At 72.4% G+C, this 26,248-nt stretch carries 19 protein-coding genes and 1 pseudogene; 7 read left to right on the top strand and 13 right to left on the bottom strand.

Features of this window, described 5'->3' with window-relative positions:
• The first annotated feature begins 77 nt into the window (after positions 1-77).
• From glgX to IE278_RS09300, 3 genes are all read left to right on the top strand, one after another.
• Positions 78-2,186, top strand: coding sequence for a glycogen debranching protein GlgX (gene glgX / locus IE278_RS09310; protein ID WP_189770638.1), 2,109 nt, complete (start codon positions 78-80; stop codon positions 2,184-2,186).
• A gap of 190 nt (positions 2,187-2,376) precedes the next feature.
• Complete coding sequence (treY, locus tag IE278_RS09305; RefSeq protein WP_189770636.1) at positions 2,377-4,755, top strand: malto-oligosyltrehalose synthase; 2,379 nt, start codon at positions 2,377-2,379, stop codon at positions 4,753-4,755.
• Between the two features lie 183 nt (positions 4,756-4,938).
• Entirely contained in the window at positions 4,939-6,189 is a 1,251-nt protein-coding gene (locus IE278_RS09300; RefSeq protein WP_189770634.1) for a M14 family zinc carboxypeptidase, read from the top strand.
• A gap of 18 nt (positions 6,190-6,207) precedes the next feature.
• Here IE278_RS09300 and IE278_RS09295 read toward each other — a convergent pair whose 3' ends face one another.
• The 3 genes and pseudogenes from IE278_RS09295 to IE278_RS09285 all read right to left on the bottom strand — a co-directional run bounded on the left by IE278_RS09295 (position 6,208) and on the right by IE278_RS09285 (position 8,838).
• Entirely contained in the window at positions 6,208-6,633 is a 426-nt protein-coding gene (locus tag IE278_RS09295) for an SSI family serine proteinase inhibitor (RefSeq protein ID WP_189770632.1), read from the bottom strand.
• Positions 6,630-8,055, bottom strand: a pseudogene (locus IE278_RS09290) (M14 family zinc carboxypeptidase). Before IE278_RS09290 ends, IE278_RS09295 begins: the two are co-directional and overlap by 4 nt.
• 225 nt (positions 8,056-8,280) lie before the next feature.
• Positions 8,281-8,838 (bottom strand): DUF1707 and FHA domain-containing protein, encoded by a 558-nt coding sequence (locus IE278_RS09285; RefSeq protein ID WP_189770630.1) that lies wholly within the window; start codon positions 8,836-8,838, stop codon positions 8,281-8,283.
• 201 nt (positions 8,839-9,039) lie between these two features.
• Here IE278_RS09285 and treZ point away from each other — a divergent pair, with 201 nt between their 5' ends.
• Positions 9,040-10,785, top strand: a complete 1,746-nt coding sequence (gene treZ, locus IE278_RS09280) for a malto-oligosyltrehalose trehalohydrolase (RefSeq protein WP_189770628.1) — start codon at positions 9,040-9,042, stop codon at positions 10,783-10,785.
• Between the two features lie 253 nt (positions 10,786-11,038).
• On the opposite strand, the gene IE278_RS09275 is transcribed toward treZ, so the two are convergent.
• The 7 genes from IE278_RS09275 to IE278_RS09245 all read right to left on the bottom strand — a co-directional run bounded on the left by IE278_RS09275 (position 11,039) and on the right by IE278_RS09245 (position 19,367).
• Entirely contained in the window at positions 11,039-11,956 is a 918-nt protein-coding gene (locus IE278_RS09275) for a phosphotransferase family protein (RefSeq protein ID WP_189770626.1), read from the bottom strand.
• Between the two features lie 58 nt (positions 11,957-12,014).
• Entirely contained in the window at positions 12,015-13,139 is a 1,125-nt protein-coding gene (locus IE278_RS09270) for an aminopeptidase P family protein (protein ID WP_189770624.1), read from the bottom strand.
• 222 nt (positions 13,140-13,361) lie between these two features.
• Positions 13,362-15,548, bottom strand: coding sequence for a germacradienol/geosmin synthase Cyc2 (cyc2, locus tag IE278_RS09265; protein WP_189770622.1), 2,187 nt, complete (start codon positions 15,546-15,548; stop codon positions 13,362-13,364).
• A gap of 360 nt (positions 15,549-15,908) precedes the next feature.
• Positions 15,909-16,655, bottom strand: coding sequence for an ABC transporter ATP-binding protein (locus IE278_RS09260; protein ID WP_189770620.1), 747 nt, complete (start codon positions 16,653-16,655; stop codon positions 15,909-15,911).
• A 74-nt stretch (positions 16,656-16,729) separates the two neighbouring features.
• Complete coding sequence (locus IE278_RS09255; RefSeq protein WP_246570208.1) at positions 16,730-17,530, bottom strand: ABC transporter permease; 801 nt, start codon at positions 17,528-17,530, stop codon at positions 16,730-16,732.
• Entirely contained in the window at positions 17,527-18,324 is a 798-nt protein-coding gene (locus IE278_RS42905) for an ABC transporter permease (RefSeq protein ID WP_189770617.1), read from the bottom strand. The genes IE278_RS09255 and IE278_RS42905 overlap by 4 nt, the downstream gene beginning before the upstream one ends.
• A 47-nt stretch (positions 18,325-18,371) precedes the next feature.
• Positions 18,372-19,367 carry an ABC transporter substrate-binding protein gene (locus IE278_RS09245; protein ID WP_246570207.1) on the bottom strand — a complete coding sequence of 332 codons (996 nt, stop codon included), beginning with the start codon at positions 19,365-19,367 and terminating at the stop codon, positions 18,372-18,374.
• 139 nt (positions 19,368-19,506) lie between these two features.
• Here IE278_RS09245 and IE278_RS09240 point away from each other — a divergent pair, with 139 nt between their 5' ends.
• Together IE278_RS09240 and IE278_RS09235 are read left to right on the top strand one after the other, a co-directional pair.
• Positions 19,507-20,064, top strand: a complete 558-nt coding sequence (locus IE278_RS09240) for a hypothetical protein (RefSeq protein ID WP_189770615.1) — start codon at positions 19,507-19,509, stop codon at positions 20,062-20,064.
• Positions 20,065-20,096: 32 nt separating this feature from the next.
• Positions 20,097-21,584 (top strand): hypothetical protein, encoded by a 1,488-nt coding sequence (locus IE278_RS09235; protein WP_189770613.1) that lies wholly within the window; start codon positions 20,097-20,099, stop codon positions 21,582-21,584.
• Positions 21,585-21,693: 109 nt separating this feature from the next.
• Here the strand turns inward: IE278_RS09235 and IE278_RS09230 are convergent, their stop codons facing one another.
• Both IE278_RS09230 and IE278_RS09225 read right to left on the bottom strand, forming a co-directional pair.
• Positions 21,694-22,371: an AIM24 family protein gene (locus tag IE278_RS09230; protein ID WP_189770611.1), complete on the bottom strand. Its 678-nt coding sequence runs from the start codon at positions 22,369-22,371 to the stop codon at positions 21,694-21,696.
• Between the two features lie 326 nt (positions 22,372-22,697).
• Complete coding sequence (locus IE278_RS09225) at positions 22,698-23,279, bottom strand: TetR/AcrR family transcriptional regulator (protein ID WP_189770610.1); 582 nt, start codon at positions 23,277-23,279, stop codon at positions 22,698-22,700.
• A gap of 111 nt (positions 23,280-23,390) precedes the next feature.
• On the opposite strand from IE278_RS09225, the gene IE278_RS09220 reads away from it, so the two are divergent.
• A complete protein-coding gene (locus IE278_RS09220) occupies positions 23,391-24,401 on the top strand; it encodes an NADP-dependent oxidoreductase (RefSeq protein WP_189770608.1) in 1,011 nt (336 codons plus the stop codon).
• A 55-nt stretch (positions 24,402-24,456) separates the two neighbouring features.
• Here IE278_RS09220 and IE278_RS09215 read toward each other — a convergent pair whose 3' ends face one another.
• On the bottom strand, positions 24,457-26,241 hold the full coding sequence (locus IE278_RS09215; RefSeq protein ID WP_189770607.1) for an ABC transporter ATP-binding protein: 1,785 nt from the start codon (positions 26,239-26,241) through the stop codon (positions 24,457-24,459).
• Positions 26,242-26,248 lie beyond the last annotated feature (7 nt).

Raw genomic sequence — 26,248 nt, 5'->3', positions numbered from 1 at the left:
GGTGGTTCCATCAGTTTCGGGGACACTCGGGCGGGAGTCGCCCTCTGCGACGTCGCACAACTGGAAGAGTTGCATCCATGCAGGTCTGGCCTGGACAGGCGTACCCACTCGGTGCCACGTACGACGGCGCCGGCACGAATTTCGCGGTCTTCTCGGAGGCCGCGGACCGGATCGAGCTGTGTCTGCTGCACGACGACGGCTCGGAAACGGCGATAGAGCTGCGCGAGACCGACGCGTTCGTCCGGCACGCGTACCTGCCCGGCGTGATGCCGGGCCAGCGGTACGGCTTCCGCGTGCACGGTCCCTACGAGCCGGAGCGGGGGCAGCGCTGCAATTCGGCGAAGCTGCTGCTCGACCCGTACGCGAAGGCCATAAGCGGCAGCATCGACTGGGGCGAGGAGGTGTACGGCTATCACTTCGGGTCGCCCGGCAAGCGCAATGACCTGGACTCGGCGCCCCACACGATGAGCTCCGTGGTCGTCAATCCCTACTTCGACTGGGGCGACGACCGCCTCCCGCGCACCGAGTACCACCACACGGTGCTCTACGAGGCCCATGTGAAGGGTCTGACGATGCTGCATCCGGGGCTGCCGGACGAGCTGCGCGGCACGTACGCGGCGCTCGCCCACCCGGCCGTCATCGAACACCTGACCGAACTGGGCGTCACGGCCCTCGAACTGATGCCCGTTCACCAGTTCGTGAACGACCACCGTCTGGTCGACATGGGCCTCAACAACTACTGGGGCTACAACACGATCGGCTTCTTCGCCCCCCACAACGCGTACGCGTCCTGGGGCGACCGCGGACAGCAGGTCCTGGAGTTCAAGTCGGCCGTCCGCGCGCTGCACGAGGCGGGCATCGAGGTCATCCTGGACGTGGTCTACAACCACACGGCCGAGGGCAACCACCTGGGCCCGACGCTGTCCTTCAAGGGCCTCGACAACGCCTCGTACTACCGCCTCACCGACGATCCCACCTACTACATGGACACCACGGGCACGGGCAACTCGCTGCTCATGCGCTCCCCGCACGTGCTCCAGCTGATCATGGACTCGCTGCGGTACTGGGTCACCGAGATGCACGTCGACGGGTTCCGCTTCGATCTGGCGGCGACCCTGGCCCGGCAGTTCCACGAGGTGGACCGGCTGTCGTCGTTCTTCGACCTGGTCCAGCAGGACCCGGTGGTCTCCCAGGTGAAGCTGATCGCCGAGCCCTGGGACGTCGGCGAGGGCGGCTACCAGGTGGGCAACTTCCCGCCGCTGTGGACCGAGTGGAACGGAAAGTACCGCGACACCGTACGGGACATGTGGCGGGGCGAGCCGCAGACGCTCGCCGAGTTCGCGTCCCGCCTGACGGGGTCCTCGGACCTCTACCAGGACGACGGGCGCCGCCCGCTGGCCTCCATCAACTTCGTCACCTGCCACGACGGCTTCACGATGCACGACCTGGTGTCGTACAACGAGAAGCACAACGACGCGAACGGCGAGGACAACCGCGACGGCGAGAGCCACAACCGGTCGTGGAACTGCGGGGCCGAGGGCGACACCGACGACCCCGCCGTACTGGAGCTGCGTGGGCGTCAGATGCGCAACTTCACCGCGACGCTGCTGCTCTCGCAGGGCGTGCCGATGCTCAGCCACGGCGACGAGTTCGCGCGCACGCAGCACGGCAACAACAACGCGTACTGCCAGGACACGGAGCTGTCCTGGGTGCCGTGGCCCGAGGACGGCAGCGAGTTGCTGGAGTTCACGCGGGCGATGGTGTGGCTGCGGCGCGAGCATCCGGTGTTCCGGCGGCGGCGGTTCTTCCACGGGCGGCCCGTGGAGGGCACCCACGACGACCTGTCGGACATCGCCTGGTTCACCCCGGCCGGTGAGGAGATGACCCAGGACGACTGGGACTCCACGCAGGCGCGGGCGCTGTCGGTGTTCCTCAACGGCAACGCCATCTCGGAGCCGGGGCCCCGCGGGGAGCGGATCACCGACGACTCGTTCCTGATGCTGTTCAACGCCTCGCCGAAGACGCTGGAGTTCGTGGTGCCGGTCAATCACGGGCGGCAGTGGCAGGTGATCGTGGACACGGGCCGGTCCGCGGGGGTAGCGCCCGGGACCGGGGCGAAGGTGAAGGCGGGCGACCGGGTGCCGCTGATCGACCACAGCATGGTCGTGCTCCAGCGCCCGGCGTAGCACCCGCCAAAGATCAAAGGACTGCGCCGTTCCCGCGCCCCCACCAGGGGCGCGGGGAACGGCGCAATCGTTTAGGGGCGCGGGGAACTGCGCAGTCTTTTAGGGGCGCGGGGAACTGCGCGAACGGCCCTGCCGGGCTCGCAGGGGGAAACGTGACACGAAAGCACGCGAGCCGGGTACGTAAGTCTGCATGACATCTGCCGCGCCCACCGCCACCTACCGCCTGCAGCTCCAGCCGGAGTTCCCGTTCGGCGCGGCCGAGGCGGCCGTGCCGTACCTGGCCTCGCTCGGCGTCTCGCATCTGCACCTGTCCCCCGTCCTGGAGGCCGTCCCCGGCTCGGGGCACGGCTACGACGTCGTGGACCCCGCGCGTGTGCGCGAGGAACTCGGCGGCGAGCAGGGCCTGCGCGCCCTCTCCCGTACCGCCCGCGAACACGGCCTCGGGCTCGTTCTCGACATCGTGCCGAACCACATGGCCATGTCCCCCCGCCACAACCACCCCCTGTGGGAGGTGCTGCGTGAGGGCCCCGACTCGCCGTACGCGCGCTGGTTCGACATCGACTGGGACGCCCAGGGCGGACGCGTCCTGCTGCCGGTGCTCGGGCAGGCTGTCGGCGCGGAGAGCGGCGACCTGGTGGTCGACGGGGACGTGCTGCGCTACCACGACCACGCGTTCCCGCTGCGGGCCGGCACGGAGAAGCTGCCGCTGCCGGAGCTGCTGGACGCCCAGTGGTACCGGCTCGCGTGGTGGCGCCTGGCCCGTACCGAGCTGAACTACCGGCGGTTCTTCAGCATCTCGGAGCTGATCGGGGTACGGGTCGAGGACCCGGAGGTCTTCGACGCGACCCACGGCAAGATCCTCCAGCTCCTCGACGAGGGGGTCGTCGACGGACTGCGGATCGACCACCCGGACGGCCTCGCCGACCCGGACGCGTATCTGCGGCGTCTGCACGAGGCGACGGGCGGGCGCTGGACCGTGGTGGAGAAGATCCTCGCGGACGGCGAGCCGCTGCCCGCCGCCTGGCCGGTCGCGGGCACCACCGGCTACGACGCGCTGCGGCACGTCGACGGCGTCCTCACGGACCCGGCGGGCGCCGGGGAACTCCTCGGCCAGTACCGGCGGTTCGCGGCCCCCCAGGCCGACCGCGGGGGCGTCTGGGAGGAGACCGTGCGGCGGGCCGCGTACAAGGTGGTCCATCACGAGCTGGCCGCCGAGGTCGACCGGCTCACCCGCGAGGCGGACCGGCTGTGCCGCACGTCCGCGGACCCCGTGCTGCGCGACCGCGCCCCCTGGGCCCTGCGCACCGCGCTGCGGGAACTCCTCGTCCGCCTGGAGGTCTACCGGCCGTACACCTCCGGGGACGCCGCTTCGGTCGTCACCGAGGAGGCCGCCCAGGAGGCGAAGCAGGCCTTCAAGGTGCCCGAGGAGGCCCAGGTCGTCGATCTCGTACGGGATCTGGTGCTCGGCCGGATCGGCGAGGGCCCCGGGTTCGCGGCGTTCCGGGCCCGGTTCGCGCAGCTCGCGTCGGCGCTGCGGGCCAAGTCCGTGGAGGACACGGCGTTCTACCGGTACGTACCGCTGCTGTCGGCGACCGAGGTGGGCGGCGAGCCGGGGGCGCCCGCGGTGTCCCCGGAGGACTTCCACGCGTACTGCGCGCGCGTACAGCGCGACTGGCCGGTGACCGGTACCGCGCTGTCCACCCACGACACGAAGCGCAGCGCCGACGTACGGGCCGCGATCTCCGTACTCACCCAGGCCCCCGCGCGCTGGGCCGACCTGCTCGCCGAGGTGACCGGGCGCACGGCCGCCGAGGGCGTGGCCGCGCCGGATCCGCAGGTGGCCTGGGCCGCCTGGCAGACCGCCGTCGGGCTCGGCCCCGCGGACGGCGAACGGCTGCGGGGCGCCCTGCTCAAGCACATCAGGGAGGCGGGCCTCGGCACGGCGTGGACCGAACAGGATCCCGCGTACGAGGAGGCCGTGGCGGACTTCCTGAAGGCGGGCCCGTGCGGGGCGCCCGGGCAGCGCGTCGCCGAGTTCAGGCGGTCGCTCGCGCCGTACGTGCGGGCGAACGTCCTCGGGGCCGCCCTGGTCCACCTGACGATGCCCGGGGTGCCGGACCTGTACCAGGGCACGGAGGCCGAGTACCTGGCCCTGGTGGACCCGGACAACCGGCGGCCCGCGCACTTCCCTCCCGAGGACCTGAGTGACCTGTCCGCCGAGAAGGCCGCGCTCACCGCGGCGGCCCTGCGGCTGCGAAGGCGGCGGCCCACGGTGTTCGGCGACTCCGCCGCGTACGAGCCGCTGCCCGCCCGCGGGCCCGGAGCCGCGCACTGTCTGGCCTTCGCGCGCTCCGGAGAGGTCGTCACGGCCGTCACCCGGCTGTCGCTGCGCCTGGAGGAGGAGGGCGGCTGGCGGGACACCGAGCTGCCGCTGCCCGCGGGGCGCTGGACCGATCTGCTCGCGCCCGGAAGCGAGTTCACCGGGCACGCACGCGTGGAGGCGCTTTTCGGCCGGTCGCCCGTGGTGCTGCTGGAGCGGGTGAGCGACGACGCGGTGATCGGCGGGTGAGGCGGGTCATGGGCGGCTCCGGGGCGCGGGCGCGGGCCGCGTCCGGCGTCCGGGGTGGCGTCGGCGCCCCGGGCACCCGTAAGTGCTGCTGGGCGCTCCCCGGAGGCGCCCCCGCACGTACTTGACAGTTCATCCAGTCCGTGGAGTACTGCGGATTGCGACGCCGGGCGGACCTAGTCGGGGGTGAGTCTCCTGCCGGAGCTGCGCTACCCCAGTGTGACCGAACTCGAACGCTCCGCGCGGGCTCTGGCCGCCCATCGGCCGGGCCTGTGCGCTCTCCGGCGGGTCGGCGCCTCACGCGCCGGCCGGCCGATATGTCTGCTGTCCGTGGGCCACGCCGAGCGCGCGGTGCTGATCGTCGCGGGCGCCCACGCGAACGAGCCCGTGGGCGGTGCCACCCTGCTGGCGCTGGCCGAACGGGTCGTGCGCGAGCGGCGGCTGCGGGACGACACCTCCTGGCACTTCCTGCTCTGCGCGGACCCCGACGGCGCCGGTCTCCATGTCACCCCGGCGCCGCGCACCCTGCTCGACTACCACCTCGGTTTCTTCCGCCCCGCCGGGCCCGAGCAGCCCGAGTGGTCGCCGTCGGTGCTGCCGCCCGACCGGCTGCCGCCCGAGACGCTGGCCCTCGTCCGCGTCATCGACCAACTGCGCCCCTACCTCCAGGTGACGCTCCACGGCACCGACCTCGGCGGCAGCTGGGTGCAGCTCACCCAGGACATCCCGGGCCTTGCCGAGCCGTTCGGCAAGTCCGCGGCGGAGCTGAACATCCCGGTCGAGACGGGCGCCTCGGACGCCGCCGGCTGGCCGGCCTCCGGACCCGGGGTGCATGTGATGCCCGCGCCCGGCACGGACCCGGCGCATCTGAGCATGCCGGACGACGCGCGGGAGAGCACCTGGTACCGCGCCCACCTGTACGGCGGCCGGACCGCGGTCGTCGAGGTGCCGATGTGGGCGAGCGACCTGGTGGACGATCCCACCCCCCATCCCGCGCCCGCGGCGGCGATGGGCCGCCTGGCACGCCGGCTCCTCCAGGACACCCGCCAGGTCGAGAGCGTCCTCACCGACGCGCTGCCGCGCCTGCCCGGCCCCGCCGGGCCACTGCTGCGGGCCGCCCGGTGGGCGCTGGAGCTGGTTCCCGGCCTGGCCGGCGACTGGCTCCGGCCGCCGCCTGCGGACACCACGATGGCGCACGTGGGCAGCGTGGACGCGTTCGGCCGACGGCTCCCGCTGCGGGCCGCGTCGATGCTCCTGCGGGTCCTGCGGGAGACCGACGACCGTGCCGCGCCCGCCCTGGAACACCTCGTCGGTTCCTGGAGCGACGCCTTCGCCGAACGCTTCCGGGCGCGCTGGGTGCCTCTGGAGCATCAGGTCGAGCACCAGAGCCGCACGGTGCTGGCCGCGGCACGGCACGCCCGCGACGCGGCGCCCTGAGGCTCCCCCGGCCGGATGTCAGTGCGGCAGGGCGAACACCGCCCCCGTCCGCGCCGCCATCACACAGGAGTTGGCGAACGTCTCCTCGTACGTGATCGCGTGGCCGCCCCACTCGCCGCGCGCGGAGACGGACACCGGCGCGTAGACCATCGGACAGAAGGTCTCCTTGAGCGGGATCCGGCCGACGTCGCCCTGCGCGGCCCGCAGTTCCTCGCAGGCGCGCACGGCCTGCTCGTGTCCCTGGGGCGGATCGCAGAGCAGCAGCGTGCCGCGGAGGTCGCCGGAGCGGGGCTCGCCGCGGGCGACCGTCACATAGAGCCAGTCGCCCGCGGGCGACGCGGGGAGCGCCGCCGCCCGGGCCGGCACCGGGCCCGCCACGAGGAGTGCGCAGGCGGCCAGCAGGAAGGCCCGTACCGCCGTGGTCGCTTTCTGGTTGTTCGTCATTGCCTGTGCATCGGCACGCGGGGGCTCCTGGCCCACCCCGACTCACTCGAACGGCACTTCGGCCCTCGTCACGGGCGCCGGTACGGGACCGGGTACGAGCCCCGGTACGGGACCCCGGTGCCGGGCCAGGTCGAACGCGGCGAGCACCACCCGCGCCTGGTACTCGGCCTGCCGCGCGACCGGGATCCAGCGCGCCCCGTGACCGTCGTGGTAGTCCGCGCACCAGCCGTCGATGAGCCGGTCGAGGTCGGCCGCCGCGCCGTACGGATCCTGTCCCGCGGCGGTCGCCAGCTGGTGCAGCAGCCCCGCCGTGCGCAGCGCTATCCGGCGGGCGGAGATGCGCAGCGCGGTCAGCCCGGACGTGGTGAGCGGCGGCAGCGGGCGGACGGCGCCGGCGGCGTCCGTACCCGGGCCAGTGTCGGGGTCCCAGGAGTCGGCGAGGCCGGGGCAGACCAGTACGTAGTCGTCGACGGGCGCGAGGAGCCGGTCCACGTCCCCGGCCGCGCGCCCCGCCGTGCCCAGGTGGGGGCGGATCCGGGCCAGCAGTTCCTGGAGCAGGACCGTGTCGTGGCGCAGGGTCCGCGCGACGTCCCGCAGCGCGCTCTCGCTGTCGGCGGGCGCCGAGGGGTCCTGCACGGCCGCCACGCCCCACATGGGCGCCTCGACGACCGCGGTCACCGTTCCGTACGGATGCGGGTGGAACCAGGTGGACTCGACGGCCGCCTCCGTGATGGCCGCGGCGAGGTCGCCGCGCGTCGGGGGCGGAATGCGGTAGACCGCCGGGCCCAGGACGGGCCAGTACAGCGTGTCGTACGGGGCGAGTTCGAGGGGGATGTCCAGGCGGGTCGCGATGTGCGTGAGCCGGGGTGCCATGCCGGGCAGGTCGCGCGTCAGCTCGACGAAGCCGCCGCCCACGTCGACGCCGTGCAGGGAGCACTGGAAGAAGGGCCGCAGCTCGTCCTGGAGGGCGAGCAGGGCGCGGGTCTCCGGCAGCGCGGCCCCCGCGGCGCCGTCGGGCAGCCATTCCGGCTGTTCCATGAAGCCGGGGCGGAAGAAGTTCCGGAAGTGGTGGCCGAGCGTGTACGGGCCCGCCAGCCAGCCCTCGTTGCGGCGGGAGCCGTCGGGGTCCAGGCACAGCAGGAGGTTCCAGGTCACGTCGGCGCCGTCGCACAGCCGGGGGTCGGCCAGGGCCCGTTCGGCCAGCCGCAGGACGGTGGCGCCGCCCACCGGTTCGTTGGCGTGGGGGCCCGCGACGACGAGGACCTGGCGACTGCCGTGTCCGACGGACAGCAGCCGCAGCGGAAGTCCGGCCCGGGAGGTGCCGACCTGGCGCAGGCGGGCGTCCCGTGGACGGCGTTCCACGAGCGCGGCGGCCCGGACGGCCAGTTCGTCGACGGAGGGGTAGCGGAGGAGTGGCGGCAGGGTCTTACCTCCGCAACGAGTTACCACCGGTTCACTTGATGTGCATGGTGTACGCACAGTGAGTCACGGCGGCGGAGGTGGCGTCAACACCGGTGCACGATAGAAATATGCACGCGCGTCGGGCTTGTTCGGGCCACGTTCGGCGGAGGGGGCGGTTCCGCCCGCCGGTTCAGTCCGCCGGTTCGGCCTTCCGGTTTGCCCGCCGGTCCCGCCGGTCCCGTCGGTCTAGTCCGCCGCCAGCCGGAAGACCATCCGGCCGAAACTGACCTGGTCGCCGACCTGCACGACGGCGGCGCCGATCACCCGCCGCCCGTTGACGGCCGTGCCGTTGGTCGAACCGAGGTCGCGCAGCACCCACAGGCCGCCCTGGCGGGTCAGTTCGGCGTGCACGCGCGACACCGTCTCGTGGCTGAGCCGCAGACCGCTGGCCGGGTCACGGCCTATCCGCAGCGGGTACCGGTTCTCGGGCCGGGGCAGCAGCAGCTTGGGCAGCCGCTCGGCCTGCCAGGCCCGGCGCAGCCGCACGGTGAAACCGGAGACCGCCTCGACCGTGCCGAACAGCAGCCGCGACAGCCGGTTCTCGGTGCGCAGATCGGCGGTGAGCGCGGCGAGTTCGTCCGAGGTGCGGGCGGCGAACGCGAGCTCCATCCGCAGGAGGAACGTGTCGTGCGAGAGCCTTCCCAGGGCGGCGCCCTCCCGCAGCGCCTTGAGCGTCCTGTCCCGCTCGGCGTCCGACAGCCGCGCGGGAGCGGGATAGGTGTGGAACTCGGAGGACGACGTCACGCTGCCGATTGTCTGGCAGCGCGGCCGGAGTGTCCAGAAAACACAGCACTTCAGGGCGGTACGCACGCTCCGTACGGCCGTTTTCCGTCGCCGGATCAGGAGGATCGTCGTCCGATCGAGCGGATCCGAAGGTGAATTGATCTCGTTTGACGCACCATGGGACCGGCGAGGTCACGGTGAGCAGACGAGGGAGAACCGTCCGTGCAGTTCGAGGTGTGGGCACCACAGGCCGACCGCATGACGCTCCACTGCGCGGGCTCCACGCGCGCGTTGGAGCCCGATCCGCAGCGCCCGGGGTGGTGGACGGGCGAGGCCGAGGCGCAGGACGGCACGCGGTACGGGTTCGCGGTGGACGACGGTCCGGTGCTGCCGGATCCGCGTTCGTACCGGCAGCCGGACGGCCCGGACGGGCTGAGCGCGGTCGTCGACCAGGAGCGGTACGCCTGGCGCGCCGAGTGGGCGGGCCGCGGGCTGCCGGGCGCCGTGCTGTACGAGCTGCACGTGGGCACGTACACCCGTGAGGGCACGCTGGACGCGGCGGCGGAGCGGCTCGGGCACCTGGTGGAACTGGGGGTGACGCACGTCGAGTTGATGCCGCTGTGCCCGTTCCCGGGGCGGCACGGCTGGGGGTACGAGGGGGTCTCGCTGTGGGCCGTGCACGAGCCGTACGGCGGTCCTGAGGCGCTGAAGCGTTTCGTCGACCGGGCGCACGAGCTGGGTCTGGGTGTCGTCCTGGACGTCGTGCACAACCACCTGGGGCCGTCCGGCAACTATCTGCCCGCCTTCGGGCCGTACTTCACGGACACGCACCACACTCCCTGGGGTTCGGCCGTGAACCTGGACGCGCCCGGTTCGGACGAGGTGCGCGCGTTCCTGCTGGGCAGCGCGCTCTCCTGGCTGCGCGACTACCGGATCGACGGGCTGCGTCTGGACGCGGTGCACGCGCTGTACGACACCCGCGCGTGCCACTTCCTGGAGGAGCTGTCGGCCGCCGTGGACGGACTCTCCGAGGAAGTGGGCCGGCCGCTGTTCCTCGTCGCCGAGTCCGACCTGGGCGACCCGCGGCTGATCACACCCCGCAAGGAGAACGGGCTCGGGCTGCACGCGCAGTGGAACGACGACTTCCACCACGCGCTGCACACCGCGCTGACCGGTGAGACACAGGGCTACTACGCGGACTTCGGCCGGGCCCCGCTCGCGGCGGTCGCCAAGACGCTGACGGCGGGCTACTTCCACGACGGCACGTACTCCAGCTTCCGGGGCAGGCGGCACGGCCGTCCGCTCGACCGCACGCGGGTCGCGGGGCACCGGCTGCTCGGTTACTCGCAGACCCACGACCAGATCGGCAACCGCGCCCTGGGCGACCGGCTCGCGGCGTCCCTCTCCCCCGGGCTGCTGGCCTGCGCGGCGGCGCTGACCCTCACCGGGCCGTTCACGCCGATGCTGTTCATGGGCGAGGAGTGGGCCGCGGGCACGCCCTGGCAGTTCTTCACGGACCACACGGACCCCGAGCTGGCGGAGGCCGTACGGCGCGGCAGGCGGCGGGAGTTCGGCTCGCACGGGTGGGCCGAGGAGGACATCCCGGACCCGCAGGACCCCGCCACCCGGGACCGGTCCTGTCTGGACTGGTCCGAGCCGGAGAAGGGGGTGCACGCGCGTGTGCTCGCCTGGTACCGCGAGCTGATCGCGCTCCGGCACGCGCAGGCCGACCTCACGGATCCCGACCTCGCGGACGTCAAGGTCGCGTTCGACGAGAACGCCCGCTGGCTCGCCTTCCGGCGGGGGGATGTGCGGGTGGTGGTGAACCTCGGCGAGGAGCGCGCGGCGATTCCTCTCGGCGCCCGGCAGTCACGCGTGCTGGCGGCGTGGGAGCCGGTGGAACTCCCGGGGGAGGACGGGTTGTTGGGCCTGCCCGGGGAGTCGTGCGTGGTGCTGCTACAGGGGTGACGGTCCGCTCCGCGGGGGGTGCCGGTGCTTTGTGGGCGGGCCCGGTGGGGGCTGGCCGCGCAGTTCCCCGCGCCCCTTAAAAGCAAAAGACTGCGCAGTTCCCCGCGCCCCTAAAAGGGGCGCGGGGAACTGCGCGAACGGCTCCCACCGGAGCCGCCCGGGCGGAATGCGCCGCGCTCCGCATCCCGGGGCCGTGGCCCCTCAGGGGCGCGGGGAACTGCGCGAACGGCTCCCACCGGGGCCGCGGGGGTAACTACGCGTCGTCTGTTACTCGTTCCAGGAGGATTGGTTCCCAGGAGCGGGAGAGTTGCGTGCGCAGCAGCGGCAGCGGGCCGTCGGAGCGGTCTCGGAGGCGGTCCGCGAGGCGCGTCAGCGTGTCGCAGCGGGCGAGCCACAGACCGCGCAGACAGGGCCGGGCCCCGTACCCCGCCAGGGTCGCCGCCCGGACCGCCGCGGGCGCGCCGACCGCCAGGGCGAGGCCCGCGATGTCCTCGGTCGGATCGCCGAGCACGGCGTCGGTCCAGTCGAGGACCCCACGGACGCGCCCGTCACCGCTCACCACGAGGTGCTCCCCCTTGAGGTCGTGGTGGACGAGGAACGCCGCGCCCGGCTGCGGCGCGAGCTGGCCGACACCGGCCGCGGTGAGCTGCTGCAGCCGGGAGGGGTCGAACTCGTCGGCCGCGGCGAGCTCCTCGGCGGCGCGACCCGCGGCGGCACGCAGCGTTTCGAGGGACCGGGGCGTCACGCGGGGCACCCCGATCGACTCGGCCTGGTTCCCCGGCACCTCGCGCAGCCCGCTGAGCAGCCCCGCCAGATCGGCCTCCCCGACCGCGGAGACGTCCCGCCCCTCCCCGGACCCGCCGGGAATCAGCGTGTCGAGCGTGTACGCCAGCCCGCTCGCCCATTCCCCGTGGGCGACGCTCACCGGGACGCCGACGCCGACGTGGGGGCGTACCAGGTCACGCAGTCTCAGTTCGCGCCGCCGGCGCCGGGACGCCTCGCGGTCCGGGGCGAGCCGCAGCACATGACGCGCGCCCACGAACCAGGTGGAGTGCTCACCGCCCTCGGCGACGGGCGCGATCCGGGGCCCGCCGCTGTCCGGCGCGTCCGGGAGCAGGGAGCGGACGAGACGTCGCACGGTGTCCGCGGTGGGTGTCGCTGCCTGGGTCATGGTCGCGCCGTCCGCCGTTGAGGTCCGGTGGGGTCCGGGATACGGGAGGGGGACGTGTTCAGTTCACGACGGCCATCTCCCGGGGGGTGTCGTTGAGGCGGCGTCCGCCGTCCTCGGTGACCGTCACGATGTCCTCGATGCGTACTCCGAAGCGGCCCGGCAGATAGATGCCGGGCTCCACGGAGAAGCACATCCCGGGCACGAGCGGCTGCTCCTCGCCCTCGATCATGTACGGCGGTTCATGGGTGGTGACACCGATACCGTGCCCGGTGCGGTGGATGAATCGGTCGCCGTACCCGGCGTCGGTGATGTGGGCGCGGGCGACCCGGTCGACGTCCTGGCAGGCGATCCCGGGCCGCACCGCCTCGAACGCGGCCTGCTGGGCGGCGCGCACGATGTCGTGGACCCGCTGCTCCTCGGCGCTCGGCTCGCCGACGTGCACCGTACGGGAGGTGTCCGAGCCGTAGCCGTGCTTCAGTCCGCCGAAGTCGAGGACGACCGTGTCGCCGTGCCCGATGACGCGGGAGCCGGCCTCGTGGTGCGGGTTGGCGCCGTTCGGCCCCGACCCGACGACCGTGAAGTCCACCTGCTCGTGCCCGAAGTGCCGCAGCAGATCGGCGAGGTCCCCCGCGACGTCCGACTCGCGGCGGCCCGCGAAGGCGACCTTCAGGATCTCCTCGTACGTGTCGTCGGCGGCGGCGCCCGCGGCCGCCAGCCGCTCCAGTTCGGCGGCGTCCTTGACGGCCCGCAGCATCGGCAGTCCGTCGCTGAGGGAGACGTACGAGGTGCCGGGCAGCTCCCTCTGGAGGCCCAGCAGGTGCATCGCCCAGGCGTTGTCGCTGACACCGAACCGGCCCGAGGCGTCCAGGAGCGGGGCCGTGGTGGTGTACGGGTCCTTGCCGTCGGTCCAGTCGCGCAGCTTCAGCGCGGGCGCGCCCACGGCCTTCTCGGCGTCCGGGGCCTCCAGCGTGGGCACGACGAGCACGGGGTCCTGCCCGGGGGTGAGGACGAGCAGGGTGAGCCGCTCGGTGGCCGCGGGCGGCGCGTAGCCGGTGAGCCAGACGAGGTCGGGTCCGGGCGAGACGAGCACCCCGGCGAGCCCCGCCTCGTCGGCGGCCCGGGCGGCGCGCTCCATACGGGCCCGGTAGTCGTCGGCGGTGAAGGGCGCGGGCGTACCGGTCATCCGGTCCTCCGTGGGTCGGTCCGTGGGGTGGGCTGCGGGGCGAAGGGGGCTACGGGCAGCATCCTGCCCGGACAGCGGGGGTGGCGCGAGCCGATCGACGCCGCTTCTTTCGAAACCGCCGGCCGCCCGCCCGCCCCCAACCGCCCAGCCGTCAGCCACTAGCCCCCAGCCCTCAGCCGTCAGCTGTCCAGGGGGAGCCGACGGCCGGGATCGGCCGCGGGGTCAGAAGGCCTTGGCCGTGGCGGGCCGCCAGACACCGCCGAACGGCAGCTCCGGGAGTTGCCCCGGCACGAAGCCGTGGGCGCGGCGGGCCAGGTCGGCGGCTCCGTACCGCCGGCAGTCGTAGTGCCACTTCAGGATGCCGGCCATCCAGTTCTGCAGCTCCACGACATAACCCTCCATGACCTCGCGGGCCTCGGCAGAGAGGTCGAAGTCCTCGTACAGGACGGGGAACTCATGGGCGGCGACATGCTGGAACTGCCGCATGCGCTGGGTCATGAGGTCGTGGACGATGCCGAGCGCCTTCGGGTAGTCGCAGCCGAAGAAGTTCTGCACGACGAGGATCAGGTTGTGCACCTCGCCCTCGTACTCGATCTCCTTCTGGTACGAGAAGACGTCGTTGATGAGCATCCCGTAGTCGATCGCCGCGTTCTCCAGGGCCCGGACGGGGCCGCTGCGGTAGACCTCCGGCGGTACGGCGGGGCCGTGGCCCAGCCGGCACAGGCTCATGGTGAGGTCGGAGCCGAAGGTCGCGCGACGCATCTCCAGGTAGTCGACGGGGTCCGGGATGCGGTTCTGGAGCTGGTTGGACAGCTCCCACACCCAGCTCTCCGTCATGACCTCCACCGAGGCCCGCATGGTGCGGCGCGCGTCCGGCGTCATCGTGGCCGTCGTCCGCAGCCACAGATCGGCGAGGCCGCGCTCCATCGCGTTGGCCGGTGGCGGGATCTCCTCGCCCGCGACGGGCATGCAGGCGGACAGCCGCGCGGTGCACAGTTTCGCGGCGGCCAGATCCCTGCGGTTGCCGAACACCATCGGGTAGTAGTCGTCGCCGTACGTCCCCCACACGAGCCACTGCGCGCTGAGGTCCAGTGCCTCGGGGGTGCCGTCGGGATCGAGGCCGGCCGAGCACAGCGGCAGGTCGTAGGCGGCGAGCTTGTCCTCGTCCCAGACGCCCTCCTGGAGGATGCCCATGCTGTGCGCCCACGGGGTGATGCGCCGGCGGGCCCCGTCCAGATCGGCGTTGAGCCGGACCTCGAACGGCATGTAGAAGTCCGGGAGCCGCGACGGGCCCACCTTCTGGAACGGCACGTGCGTGTACGCGCGCAGCCGCTCGGCGCCGGCCGCGGCGAGCAGCGCCCCGACGTCGGCGGCGGAGGTGCCGGGGCCGGTGAGGCCCTTCAGGGGCGAGGTCTCCAGAGCCCCCGCGTTCATGTACCGGCTGGACCGCAGGTGCCACTCGTGGCCGCCCGACTGCCAGTCCTGCAACCCCTGCGTGTACGCGGTGACCGCCCGGACCTCGTCCGGTGTGAGGCCCTTCTCCAGGGCCAGCGCGGGCACTTCGGTGAGCGCCGTGTGGTCGAACTGGTACAGGCGTGAGGAGAGGACGTCGTTGACGGTGTCGGCGGCCTGCTGCGTCGTACAGCCGAAGAACGTCTCCAGGACGAGCACGCCGTTGCTGAGCTCACCCTCCTCCTCGACCTCCCGCTGGTACGAGAAGAGGTCGTTGCGCAGGTGGACCGCGTCGGAGAAGGTCTCCATCAGCACGCGCATCGGCCGTGAGCGGGCGACCTGCTCGGGAACCTCCGCCGTCGCGTACTCCACGAGCCCCGCCGACCAGGGGGCGCCGCCCACCTTGCGGCGCATCTCGATGTACTCGACGGGGTTCGCGATCCGCCCTTCGTTGATGTTGGACAGCTCCCACATCGACTCGTTGAGCAGATGCTCGGTGGACTCGGCGAAGCGTTTGCGCCAGCCCATGGACATCGAGGGGACCGTACGCGCCCACAGGTCGGCGAGGCCCGCCTCGACCGGGTTCTGCGGCTCCGGTACGGCGGTCGCGAGGTCGAGCGGCATGAAGAGCGGGAGGCGGTCCAGGTAGGCCTTGCCGCCGGCGCGGTCCTGGCTGCGTTTGAAGGTCTCCAGGAAGTGGTCGTCGAAGAAGAAGACCCACACGTACCAGTCGGTGATGAGGGAGAGGGCGGGGCCGTCGCACTCGGGGTGCGTGTACGCGCACAGCAGGCCGTAGTCGTGGGCGTCCAGGTCGGACTGCTCCCAGATACCGGAGCCTTCCAGCATGCCCATGCCGCGGGCCCACTGCGTGGTGTGGGCCCGGGCCTCGTCGACGTGCGGGTTCAGCCGTGCGGGGTACGGCGTGTAGAAGTGGGGGAGTTCGAACGGCTGCGTCATGGGCCGGGGCCTACCCGGGGGTGTGCGGGGGCATCCGTGCGGGGGTGGATGATCGCACCATCGCGTGAACGGATGAGTGAACGGGGCCCTGCCGGGGAAAGGGGGGCGTTTTTCCTCGCCCCCGCCGCCCCTACCCGTTCCCGTCACTGCCTCGGGGGCCAGCCCCCGAACCCCCGCTCCTCAAACGCCGGAGGGGCTGAGATGTCGCCGGACGGGCGTATGTCTTTCAGCCCGTCCGGCGTTTGAGGACAACGGGGGCGAGGGGGCGCAGCCCCCATGCGGGGACGATGGGGGTCCCCCCGCTCAAGCGAAGCCGAGAGTGGGGGAGGGTAGGGCGGCGGGGGCGGGAAACGCCCCGGTTCAGCCGCGTACCGCGTGCCCCACCTTCGCTCGCAGCGCGACGAACTCCGGCAACCCCCGCGTAGCGATCTGGTCCCGCTCGCCGGGCAGCACGACCGGCAGGTCGAGGACCACCCGGGACCCGGGACCCGCGGACAGCACGACCACCCGGTCCCCCACGTACACACTCTCGTCGATGTCATGCGTGACGAACACGATCGTCGTGCCCTCCCCCCGATGCACCTCCAGCAGCAGATCCTCCAGATCCTCCCGGGTCTGCGCGTCGAGCGAGCCGAAGGGCTCGTCCATGAGCAGCAGGGACGGCCGGCACACCAGCGCACGCGCGATGGCGACCCGCTGCTGCATACCGCCGGACAGCTGCCAGGGATACCGCCGTCCCGCACCGCGAAGCCCCACCCGTTCCAGCATCCGCTCGGCCTCGTCCCGCCGCTCGGGACGCCCGAGTCCCCGCCGCCGTAGAGGAAGCGCGACGTTCTCGCGGACCGGGAGCCAGGGGTAGAGCGACCGTCCGTAGTCCTGGAAGACGACGGCCAGCCGGTCCGGCACACCGGTGACGGGCGCCCCGTCGACGGACACGGTTCCCTCCCGGACCGGCAGCAGCCCGGCGACGGTACGCAGCAGCGTCGACTTGCCGCAGCCGGACGGCCCGACGACGCAGAGGAGTTGGCCGTCGGGCACGGTGAGCGTGATGTCGTGCAGGACGGAGTGATCGCCGTACCGCTGACCGAGGGAGTCGAGACGCAGCATGCGGGCCGGTCACCTGCCCCCATCGTCGGCGACGGCACCGAACGGACCGTCGTCCTGCAGATCCCTCATGCCCCTCACCCCGGCCTCCCCCTGCCCAGCAGTCGCTTCTCGACCGCCAGCAGGCCGGTGTTGAGTACGTGTCCGAGTGCGCCGAGCAGCACCAGTGCCGCCCAGACCGTGAGCAGGTCCGAGCGGGACTGGGCGTCGGTGAGTGTGAAGCCGATGCCGTTGGCCGTGCCCGGCAGCAGCTCCGAGAAGACCATGAGGACGAGGCAGAGCGAAAGACTCAGGCGCAGGCCGGCGAAGATGCGGGGCAGCGCCGAGGGCAGGAAGAGGAAACGGAGCCGTTCGGTCTTGGTCAGGCGCAGCACCTCGGCCACTTCGAGGCGCAGGGGGTCGGTGTTGCGGACGCCTTCCGCCGTGTTGATCAGGACGGGCCAGACGGCGCTGAAGACGATCGACGTGACCTGCATCCGGGTGCCGAGGTCGAGGAGTACGACGAAGACGGGGACCAGGGCCGGGGGTGGGACGGCCCGGGCGAACTGCAGGACCGGGTTGCACAGGGCGTGGGCCCGGCGGGAGCGGCCCAGGGCCGTGCCGAGGGCGATACCGGCGAGCGCGGCGAGGGCGAAACCCGTGGTCATGCGGGCGAGGCTGGGGAGGATGTTTTCGGTCGCGGCGGTGGTGAGGAAGGCGTGGGTGGGTGGGCCCGAGAACCACAGGGTGTGGGTGTGGCGGGCGATTTCGGTGGGTGGCGGGAAATAGACGCTGGCGTGGGTGTGGGTGGTGAGTTGCCAGGCGGCGACGGCGAGGCCGAGTACGGTCCAGCGCAGGAGCGCGCTGCGAGCGGCTGCCGCCGTCCTGCCCCGCTTCACCGGGCCGCCGCCGCGCGGGGGTTGTCGCCCCGATGTTCCGGCGTCCAAGGGAACAGTCGCCTCTCCCCCCACACCAGCACCATGTCAATGGCCAGCCCCAGCACCCCCGCCCACACCACCCCCGCCAGCACATCCCGCGTGCCGTCCGTCGCCAGGCCCGCCTGGGCGATGAAGATGCCGAGGCCCTCCCCGAACCCCGCGAGGATCTCCGTGGCGACGGCCAGGATGAGGGCGACGGCCGCGGAGATGCGTACGCCGGCGGCGATGAAGGGAGCCGTGGCGGGGAGTTCGACGCGCAGGAGGACCGACAGGCGGCCGAAGCCGAAGGCACGCAAGGTGTCCTTGGCGAGCGGGTCGGTCTCACCGAGGCCGTAGACGGTGTTGAAGAGGATCGGCCAGACCGAGGCGTACGTGATGAGCGCGACCTTCGTCTCCGTACCGGATCCCAGCAGCAGGGACACCAGCGGGATCAGCGCGACGGACGGCAGCGGACGCAGGAACTCGACGACGGCGCGCACGGCCTCGTCGACGACGGGCACGCTGCCGAGGAGCAGGCCCAGCGGTACGGCGATCGCGCAGGCGAGCCCGAGGCCGAGGGCCCAGGCGCGTACGGTGGCTCCGACCCCTGCCAGGAAGAGCGGGTCGCCCGCCAACTCCACGGCCCGAGCGAGCACTTCGGAGGCGGGCGGCAGGTACTCGCGCCGTACGAGACCCGCCCTGCCGACCGCCTCGCACAGGCCGAGGGCGAGCAGCACACCGAGCGCGCCGAGCAGCGGGTCCTGCCGGCGCCGCACGCGCTCCGCCGCACGGCCCGCTCCGCCTCCACCGCTCCCGCCGCGCCTCACTCGACCAGCAACGTTCCCGGATCGATCGTCTTCATCAACAGGCCCTGTTCCTGCATGAGTTCGGTGAGGCGGCGCAGCTCGGACGCGTCCGAGGTCACCGGGTAGGCCGGCAGCCGGATCGACTCGGCCTGACCGGCGGTGACCTTGGTGTACTCGGGCAGTTCCTCGCGGACGGCGTCCTGGTCCCGGGTGGCGATCTCGGCCGCCGCGGCGATCGCCCGCCGGAAGGCCGCCGCGGTCCTCGGGTTCTTGTCCGCGTAGTCGGCGGTGGTGACGTAGCCGCTGATCGGGATGTTCTCCACGGGGGCGGAGCCGCCGTCTACGAGGACGCGGGCGTTCAGCTGCTTCTGGATGGCGCTGTTGAAGGGCTCGACGGCGTGGACGGCGTCGACCTGCCCCTCCTCCAGGGCGACTCCCATCTGGGGGAAGGCGATCTGCCGGTACTCGGGGCGGCCCGCGCCCTGCCGGCCGAGGATCGCGTTCAGGGTCAGCGACTGGATGTTGTTGAGGATGTTGACGGCGACCTTCTTGCCCTTGAGGTCGGCGACGCCGCGGATGTCGGAGTCCTCGGGTACGAGCACGTCCATCATGTGGGGCGTGACGCGGGCCCCTTCGGAGAGGATGCGCAGGTCCAGGGTGCCCTTCTCATGGGCTTGCAGGAAGGTGACGTAGTTCGCGCCGGCGATCACGTCGACCTGGCCCTTCGACAGGGCGGGCAGTGCCTGGATGGACTGCTGGACGGGCTGGATGCGTACGTCCAGGCCCTCCTTCTCGAACAGCCCCCGGTCCCGCGCGAGATAGAGGGGCGCGTCGTCCGCCAGGGGCAGCGCGGCGACCGTGACACTCGACCGTTCGAGTCCCTTGCCGCCTCCGCCGCTCCCGCCGTCGTCGGAGCCGCCGCCGCACGCCACGACCGTCATCAGCAGGGCGACCGCGAAGGCGGTCAGCTTGCCCGTGCTTCCCGCACGAGAACGGTCTCGGGGCGTCGGCATGGGCGCATGATGACCGCTCGATTGACATGATCACTACACACCTTTGCGCCGTTCCCGAGCCGTGGGTTGACGATCCGATGACCTGCAACTTAGGTTTGCCTTACCTAAGTGGTTCTCGCCTCTGAAAGGCCAACTACCCATGAGATCCGCCCTGTTCTCCCGTGCTGCCCGGATCGCCGCCGTCGGAGCCACCGCCACCGCGCTGACGGTCGGGCTCGCCACCTCCGCCTCGGCCGCCACCGCGACGCGGTCCGTGACGGTGAGCGGTACGACGTACAACCTGTCACTGACCGCGCCCGACAGCCTGTCGGCCGCCGGGCAGAACGTCACCGTCTCCGGCAGCGGCTACAACACGCTCCAGGGTGTCTACGTCGGCCTGTGCGTGATCCCCGAGGGTGTCGAGCCGGGGAACCCGTCGACGTACACCTCCCGGCCGACCCCCTGCCTGGGCGGCGCCGACCAGTCCGGCACGACGGGCGCCTCGCACTGGGTGTCCGACCTCGGCGGCGGCACGGTCGCCAACAGTTCCGCCTACGGCTCCGGCGGCTCGTTCGCTGTCAGCGTGCACGTGAACCCGAACATCGCCGCCGGCAAGGTCTGCGGCACGGACGTCGACTGCGCGATCGTGACGCGCGCCGACCACACGGGCAGCAGCAACCGCTCGTACGACGTCTACCTCCCGGTCTCCTTCTCGTGACCGCGCCCTTCAGAACCCGGGGGCGGAGCGATGTGCTCCGCCCCCGGGCGGCGGGCACCCTGGCCGGCCTCACGGCGGTGGTCCTCTCCGTCGTCGCGGCCGGCACGCCCGCCGGCGCCGACGGCCCGCCCGCGACCGAGGGGTACGAGCGGACCGCCCGCCTCACGACCGTCGGCAAACCGCTCGACCTGCTCCTGCACCCCGAGTCGGGAAAGCTGTACGTCGGCTCCGACACCGTCGCCGGTACGCCGGACGGCAGCCTGGCCGGCGTCTACGCCGTCGACCCGGCCGCCGGGAACGTACTGAGCTGGGTGAGGACCTCTCCCGGGAGCACGGGCGCGCCCGCCCAACTGCCGGGCAAACGGCTCGCCGGACCGCTCTCCGGCGATGGTGTGCACTACCTCGTCGGGCTGCGCGGGATCGCCGCCGCCAAGGACGGGGCCGCGACGGGGAGCGGCGGCTGGCTCACCGGTACGTCGATCACGCAGGCCAGGTCCGGTACGAAAGCCGGCACGGTCGTGGTCGTACGCGGGACGAAACTGGAGGAGGTCGCCGTCGGCGAGACGTCGGTGACCGTGGAGCGCTCCCTCACCCTGCCGGCCACCGGCGGTCCGCTCGCCGTGGACACCGCGGCCGGGCAGATCTGGGTGACGGACAACACCAACGGAGTGCTGCGCAGGGTCGGTTCGGCCGACTTCGCGCCGGACGGCAAGGAGATCGCGCTCGGCACCGGAGCCGCGGTGTCCTTCCTGGAGTGGGACACCGGCCGCGGGGTGCTGTGGGCGGGGCGGGGCACCGTACTGGAGGCGTACGACATCGCCGCCGGGAAACTGGCCGCCTCCTTCGACGCGCGACCGGGCGACACCATCGCCGATGTCGCCGTGGACCCGCGCTCCGACCGGGCGTTCGCGGTGTGGCAGGACTGGGGCAACCCGCCGGAAGAGGGGGACGGCGTGGGGCGGCTCGCGGTGTACGACACGGCAACGCTCAAGGACCTCGACATGGGCGCCGAACTGCCGGGCGTCAACGGGCAGTTGGGCAGTTCGTCCGTCGCGGTGACACCGGGCGGCGACGCGGTGTTCGTGGGAAGTCCCTCGGACACCTCGCTGACCGTGTTCAGAGCGCCGGTCCCGCCGACGCCCTCGCCGACTCCGACTCCGACTCCGACACCGACCGACCCCGAGTCCCCGTCGCCGTCACCCGATCCGACACCCGGCGAGACGGACCCGGACCCGAGCGCCGGCCCGTCCGACTCAGATACCACGGTTCCCGTCGACGGTCCCGCGGACGACGGGACCGGCGCGGACGGCACGGCCGGCGGCGGCGACACGGGTGGCGGACCGGGCACGACCGGCGGCTCGGTGAGCGGTGGTTCGCTCGGCACCACCGTCGACGGCTCGCTCGCCTCGACCGGATCCGGCCTGCTCCTGCCCGCCGCCGCGGGCACCGCCGCCCTGCTCGCCGCCGGCACCGCCGCGATCCTGTGGCGCCGACGGACGAACGGACGACTGGTGCCCTAGCCGGACGGCCGCAGGGACCCACGCACGCACGCGCACGCACGCGGACGCCGACGCCGACGCCGACGCGGGAGGCTCAGCCCCCGGGAGACCGGCCCATCACCGGGCCGTGTCAGTGCTGTTGGGCCTTCTGCGGTGTGGCCTCGCTCGGCCGTACGACGACGAATCCCTCCCCCTGGAGCATCAACTGCACGGCCTCGCCCGAACCGCCGCGGATCATCGAGCCGATGGACTGCGAACGGTGCAGCGAGGTCTGGAGGTTGGCCGTCCAGCCGACGACCGCGTCCGTGTCGACGTACACCGGCCACTGCGGGGAGACCGGGATGACCAGCGGGTTGCCCTCGCAGACCAGACCGAGCCTGCCCTGTCCGGTGAAGACGCTGTTGAACAGTCCGCCGCCGGAGATGCCCGCGCCCTTCACCGTCTTGATGTCGTACGTCAACGTCGCGTCGAAGCACAGGATGTTGCGGCCGTTGACGGTGAAGACGTCACCGGGGTCGATGTCGATGATGAAGCAGTTCTGCGCCTCGTGCGCGAACCACGCCTCCCCCTGTCCGCGCACCGCCATGAGCGGCAGGCCCTCGCCGGTGACCGCGCGCTTGAGCATGCCGCCGACACCCTGGCCCTTGCGCTCGAACTGCAGGTTGCCGCGATAGGCGATCATCGCGCCCTGCCGGGCCAGCATCTCGCCGTTGACGGCGTACCTGATCGACTTGGCGTTCTGCACGCTCATGCCCGCGGTGGCGGCCGGCTGCACCATGTACTCGTTGGAAAACAGATCACCCTTCATCCGGGCATCCTGTCCCGTGGGGTGTCGGTTGCACCATCCCGCAGCGGGAGAAAAGGCGCCGCCGAAAGTATCGGGCCGCACGACGAAAGGCGGGGGCGGCCGACACCCGCTCGCGTCGGCCGCCCCCGCGGGGCCTTTCGGCCCCACCCTGTGGGGGGTGGTCCTCGGTGATCCTCGGTTCCCGGTCAGCCGTCCACCGGCCGTGCGCGGCGACCGTCCACGGTGTTACCCACGGTTCGGATGTGGCTCGTACGACGATAGGCGGCATGCCCGCCCCCCGATACGGGGAAAACCCTCGATCCATGGCCGGGACCCCTGGCGGACCCCTAGGGACTGCCCTCCGCGCCGCCGCCGCTCGCCGTCGCCCCGGTCAGGATCGCGCTCGCGACCACGTCGAAGAGGTGATCGGCGCGTGACGCCAGCGAGGGCTGGTCGCCGAGCCAGGCGAGGGCCGCGATCAGCGCGAACAGATCGGTGCCGTCGATGTCGCCGCGCGCCGCGCCCACGGCCTGGGCGCGGGTGAGGAGCCGCGCGCCGGCCGCGCGCAGGGTGACGCACGAGGCGTGGAGCGCGGACTCGGTGTCCTCGATGGCGGCCGTCATCAGCACGGTCACACCCCGGTACTCGGTGGTCCACCCGACGCAGTCGCGCAGCCACGACACGAGGGCGTCCTCGGGCGAGCCCGACGTTTCGAGGGCGTCCGCCTTCGCGGTCAGCTCGTCGAAGCTGGTGTGGAGCAGGGCTTCGAGCAGCGCCTCGCGGGTCGGGAAGTGCCGGAGCAGCGTCGCGAGCCCGACGTCGGCCCTGCGCGCGATGTCGCGCAGCGATACGTCGACGCCGTGCTCGGCGATGGCGGCGCCCGCCACGGCGAGCACATGGTCGCGGTTCTTCCTGGCGTCGGCCCGCACCTGTCCCCCTTGACTATCCGGATCAGTGGTCCATATATTCGGATCAGTGGTCCAGTTATGTGGATCGCTGGTCCGGATAAGTCTATCCCGCGGTGCGGACAGGAGAAAACGATGCCTACGGAGACGATGAGGGCGATCCGACTGCATGAGCACGGCGGCCCCGAGGTGCTGCGCTACGACGAGGTGCCGGTTCCCGAGCCGGGGCCGGGCGAGGTGCTCGTCCGCGTGCACGCGGTCGGCGTCAATCCGCCGGACTGGTATCTGCGCGGCGGACTGACCAGCGTGCCCGGGGAGCCGGACTCGACGATCAGCCTGCCGGTGATCCCGGGAACGGACGTCTCGGGCGTCGTCGAAGCCGTCGCCCCGGACGTCGACGGCCTCGCCGTGGGGGACGAGGTGTTCGGGCTGCTGCGGTTCCCCGGCTTCGACGGCAGCGCGTACGCCGAGTACGTGGCCGCCCGTGCGTCGGACCTCGCGCGCAAACCGGCCGGCGTCGACCATGTGCACGCCGCCGGGGCGCCCATGGCCGGGCTGACGGCATGGCAGTTCCTGATCGAGGTCGGTCACGATCATCCGTCGCCCTTCCAGGAGGCCCGGCATCGTCCGACGGCACTCGGCGTCGGCACGACCGTGCTCGTCAACGGCGCCGCGGGCGGTGTCGGGCACCTCGCGGTGCAGCTGGCGAAATGGAAGGGGGCGCAGGTCGTCGCGGTGGCGTCGGGCGGCCACGAGTCGTTCCTGAGCGGGCTCGGCGCCGATCGGTTCATCGACTACACGAGGAGTCGTCCCGAGGAACTCGTCCACGACGCCGACCTCGTGCTCGACACCGTCGGCGGTCCCCACAGCAGCCGTTTCCTGCGCACCCTCAAGCGCGGTGGGGCTCTCTTCCCGGTGTTCCTCGGCGAGTTCGACGACGAGGAGATCGCGAAGCTGGGCGTCACGGTCTCGACCGCTCAGGTCCGCTCGGACAGCGCACAGCTCGCCGAACTGGGCAGGCTCCTCGACGCGGGCACGGTGCGCGTCGCGATCGACAGCACGTTCGCCCTCGCGGACGCCCGGGCCGCACACGAACGCGCCGCCCGAGGACACATCCGCGGCAAGATCGTGCTCACGGTGGCCTAGGTGGATCCCGGCCCGGTGCCGAACGCCGGACGGAGCCCGGGAGTCGCGGTGGCCCTCAGACGCTCTCCGGAGCGCGGGCGTCGTCGTCGGCCGCGAGGAACTGGGTCGCGGCGAGTTCGGCGTACAGCGGGTCGCCCTCGACGAGTTCGCGGTGGGTGCCCACGGCCCGTACCCGCCCGGCGTCCATGACGACGATGCGATCGGCCATGGTGACGGTGGACAGCCGGTGGGCGACCACCAGGACCGTGGTCGTACGGGCGACATCGGCGACCGTGTCGCGCAGCGCGGCCTCGTTGACGGCGTCGAGCTGGCTGGTGGCCTCGTCGAGGAGCAGCAGCCGGGGCCGTCGCAGCAGGGCGCGGGCGATGGCGACGCGCTGGCGCTCGCCGCCGGAGAGCTTGGTGCCGCGGTGGCCGACGAGCGTGTCCACGCCCTTCGGCAGCTTCTCGACGAGGGTGTCGAGCCGGGTGGTCCTGAGCGCGCGGAGCAGTTCGTCGTCGTCGGCGTCGGGGTTGCCGAGCAGGAGGTTGTCGCGGAGGCTGCCGGAGAGGACGGGCGCGTCCTGTTCGACATAGCCGATGGCCGACCGGAGCCCGGAGACGTCCCAGTCGGTGAGGTCGCGGCCGTCCAGCGCGATGGTCCCCCGGTCGGGGTCGTAGAACCGCTCGATGAGCGAGAACACGGTGGTCTTGCCCGCGCCCGAAGGTCCCACGAAGGCGGTCATGCCGCGCGGGGGTACGGCGAAGGTCACGCCGTGGTGCACGTACGGCAGGTCCTCGGCGTACCGGAAGCGGACGTCGTCGAAGGCTATGGAGGCCGGTTCGGCGCCGGGGCCGGGCAGGGGCGCGGGCTCGCCGGTCGGTTCGGCGGGCAGCCGGCGCGCCTCCTCGATACGGGCCAGGGCGGCCGAGCCGGTCTGGTACTGGGCGACCGCTCCGACGACCTGCTGGATCGGCGACATCAAGTAGAAGACGTACAGCAGGAAGGCGACGAGTGTGCCGATGTCGACGGCGCCGGTCGCGACCCGCGCTCCGCCCACGGCGAGGACGGTGATGAACGCGATCTGCATCGAGAGTCCGGCCGTGTTCCCCGCCAGCGCCGACCACTTGGCGGCCCGGACGCTCTGCCGCCAGGACTCCTCGGCCGCCGCGTGCACGATCCGCTCCTCGCGGTGCTCGGCGCCGGAGGCCTTGATGGTCCGCAGCGCGCCCAGGGTCCGCTCCAGTGAGGCGCCCATCGCCCCGACCGCGTCCTGGGCCCGCCTGCTGGCCCGGTTGATGCGCGGCACGATCACGCCGATCACGGTGCCCGCGCCCAGGACCACACCCAGGGTGACGGCCGTCAGCACCGGGTCGACGAACCCCATCATCACCAGCGTGGCGAGCAGGGTGAGGCCGCCCGTGCCGAGCCCCACCAGCGAGTCGGTGGTGACCTCCCGCAGCAGGGTGGTGTCCGAGGTGATCCGGGCCATCAGGTCCCCGGGCTCGCTCTTGTCGACGGCGGATATCCGCAGCCGCAGCAGATGCGAGACGAGCCCCCGCCGCGCGCCGAGCACGACGGACTCGGCGGTGTACCGCAGCACGTACGAACCCAGCGCGCCGATCGCGGCGTTGGCGACGACGAGCGCCGACATGGCCAGCAGCGCGCCGGTGATGGCCCGGTCGTGCCCCAGGTCGTCGATCAGCGTCCTGGCCACCAGCGGCAGCGCGAGCCCGGCGGCCCCGGTGAGCAACGACAGCACGGCGCCGAGCAGCAGCGTCCAGCGGTACGGGCGTACATAGGCGAGGAGCAGCCGCCACGACGGTGTGGCTGCCGGGCCGGGCGGCTGGGACTGCGGCACGGTACTC

The sequence above is a fragment of the Streptomyces tauricus genome (genome assembly GCF_014650955.1).
Lineage (GTDB): Bacteria > Actinomycetota > Actinomycetes > Streptomycetales > Streptomycetaceae > Streptomyces > Streptomyces tauricus.
Note: the sequence above shows the minus strand (reverse complement) of the source record. Positions and strands in the feature narration are given on the sequence as shown.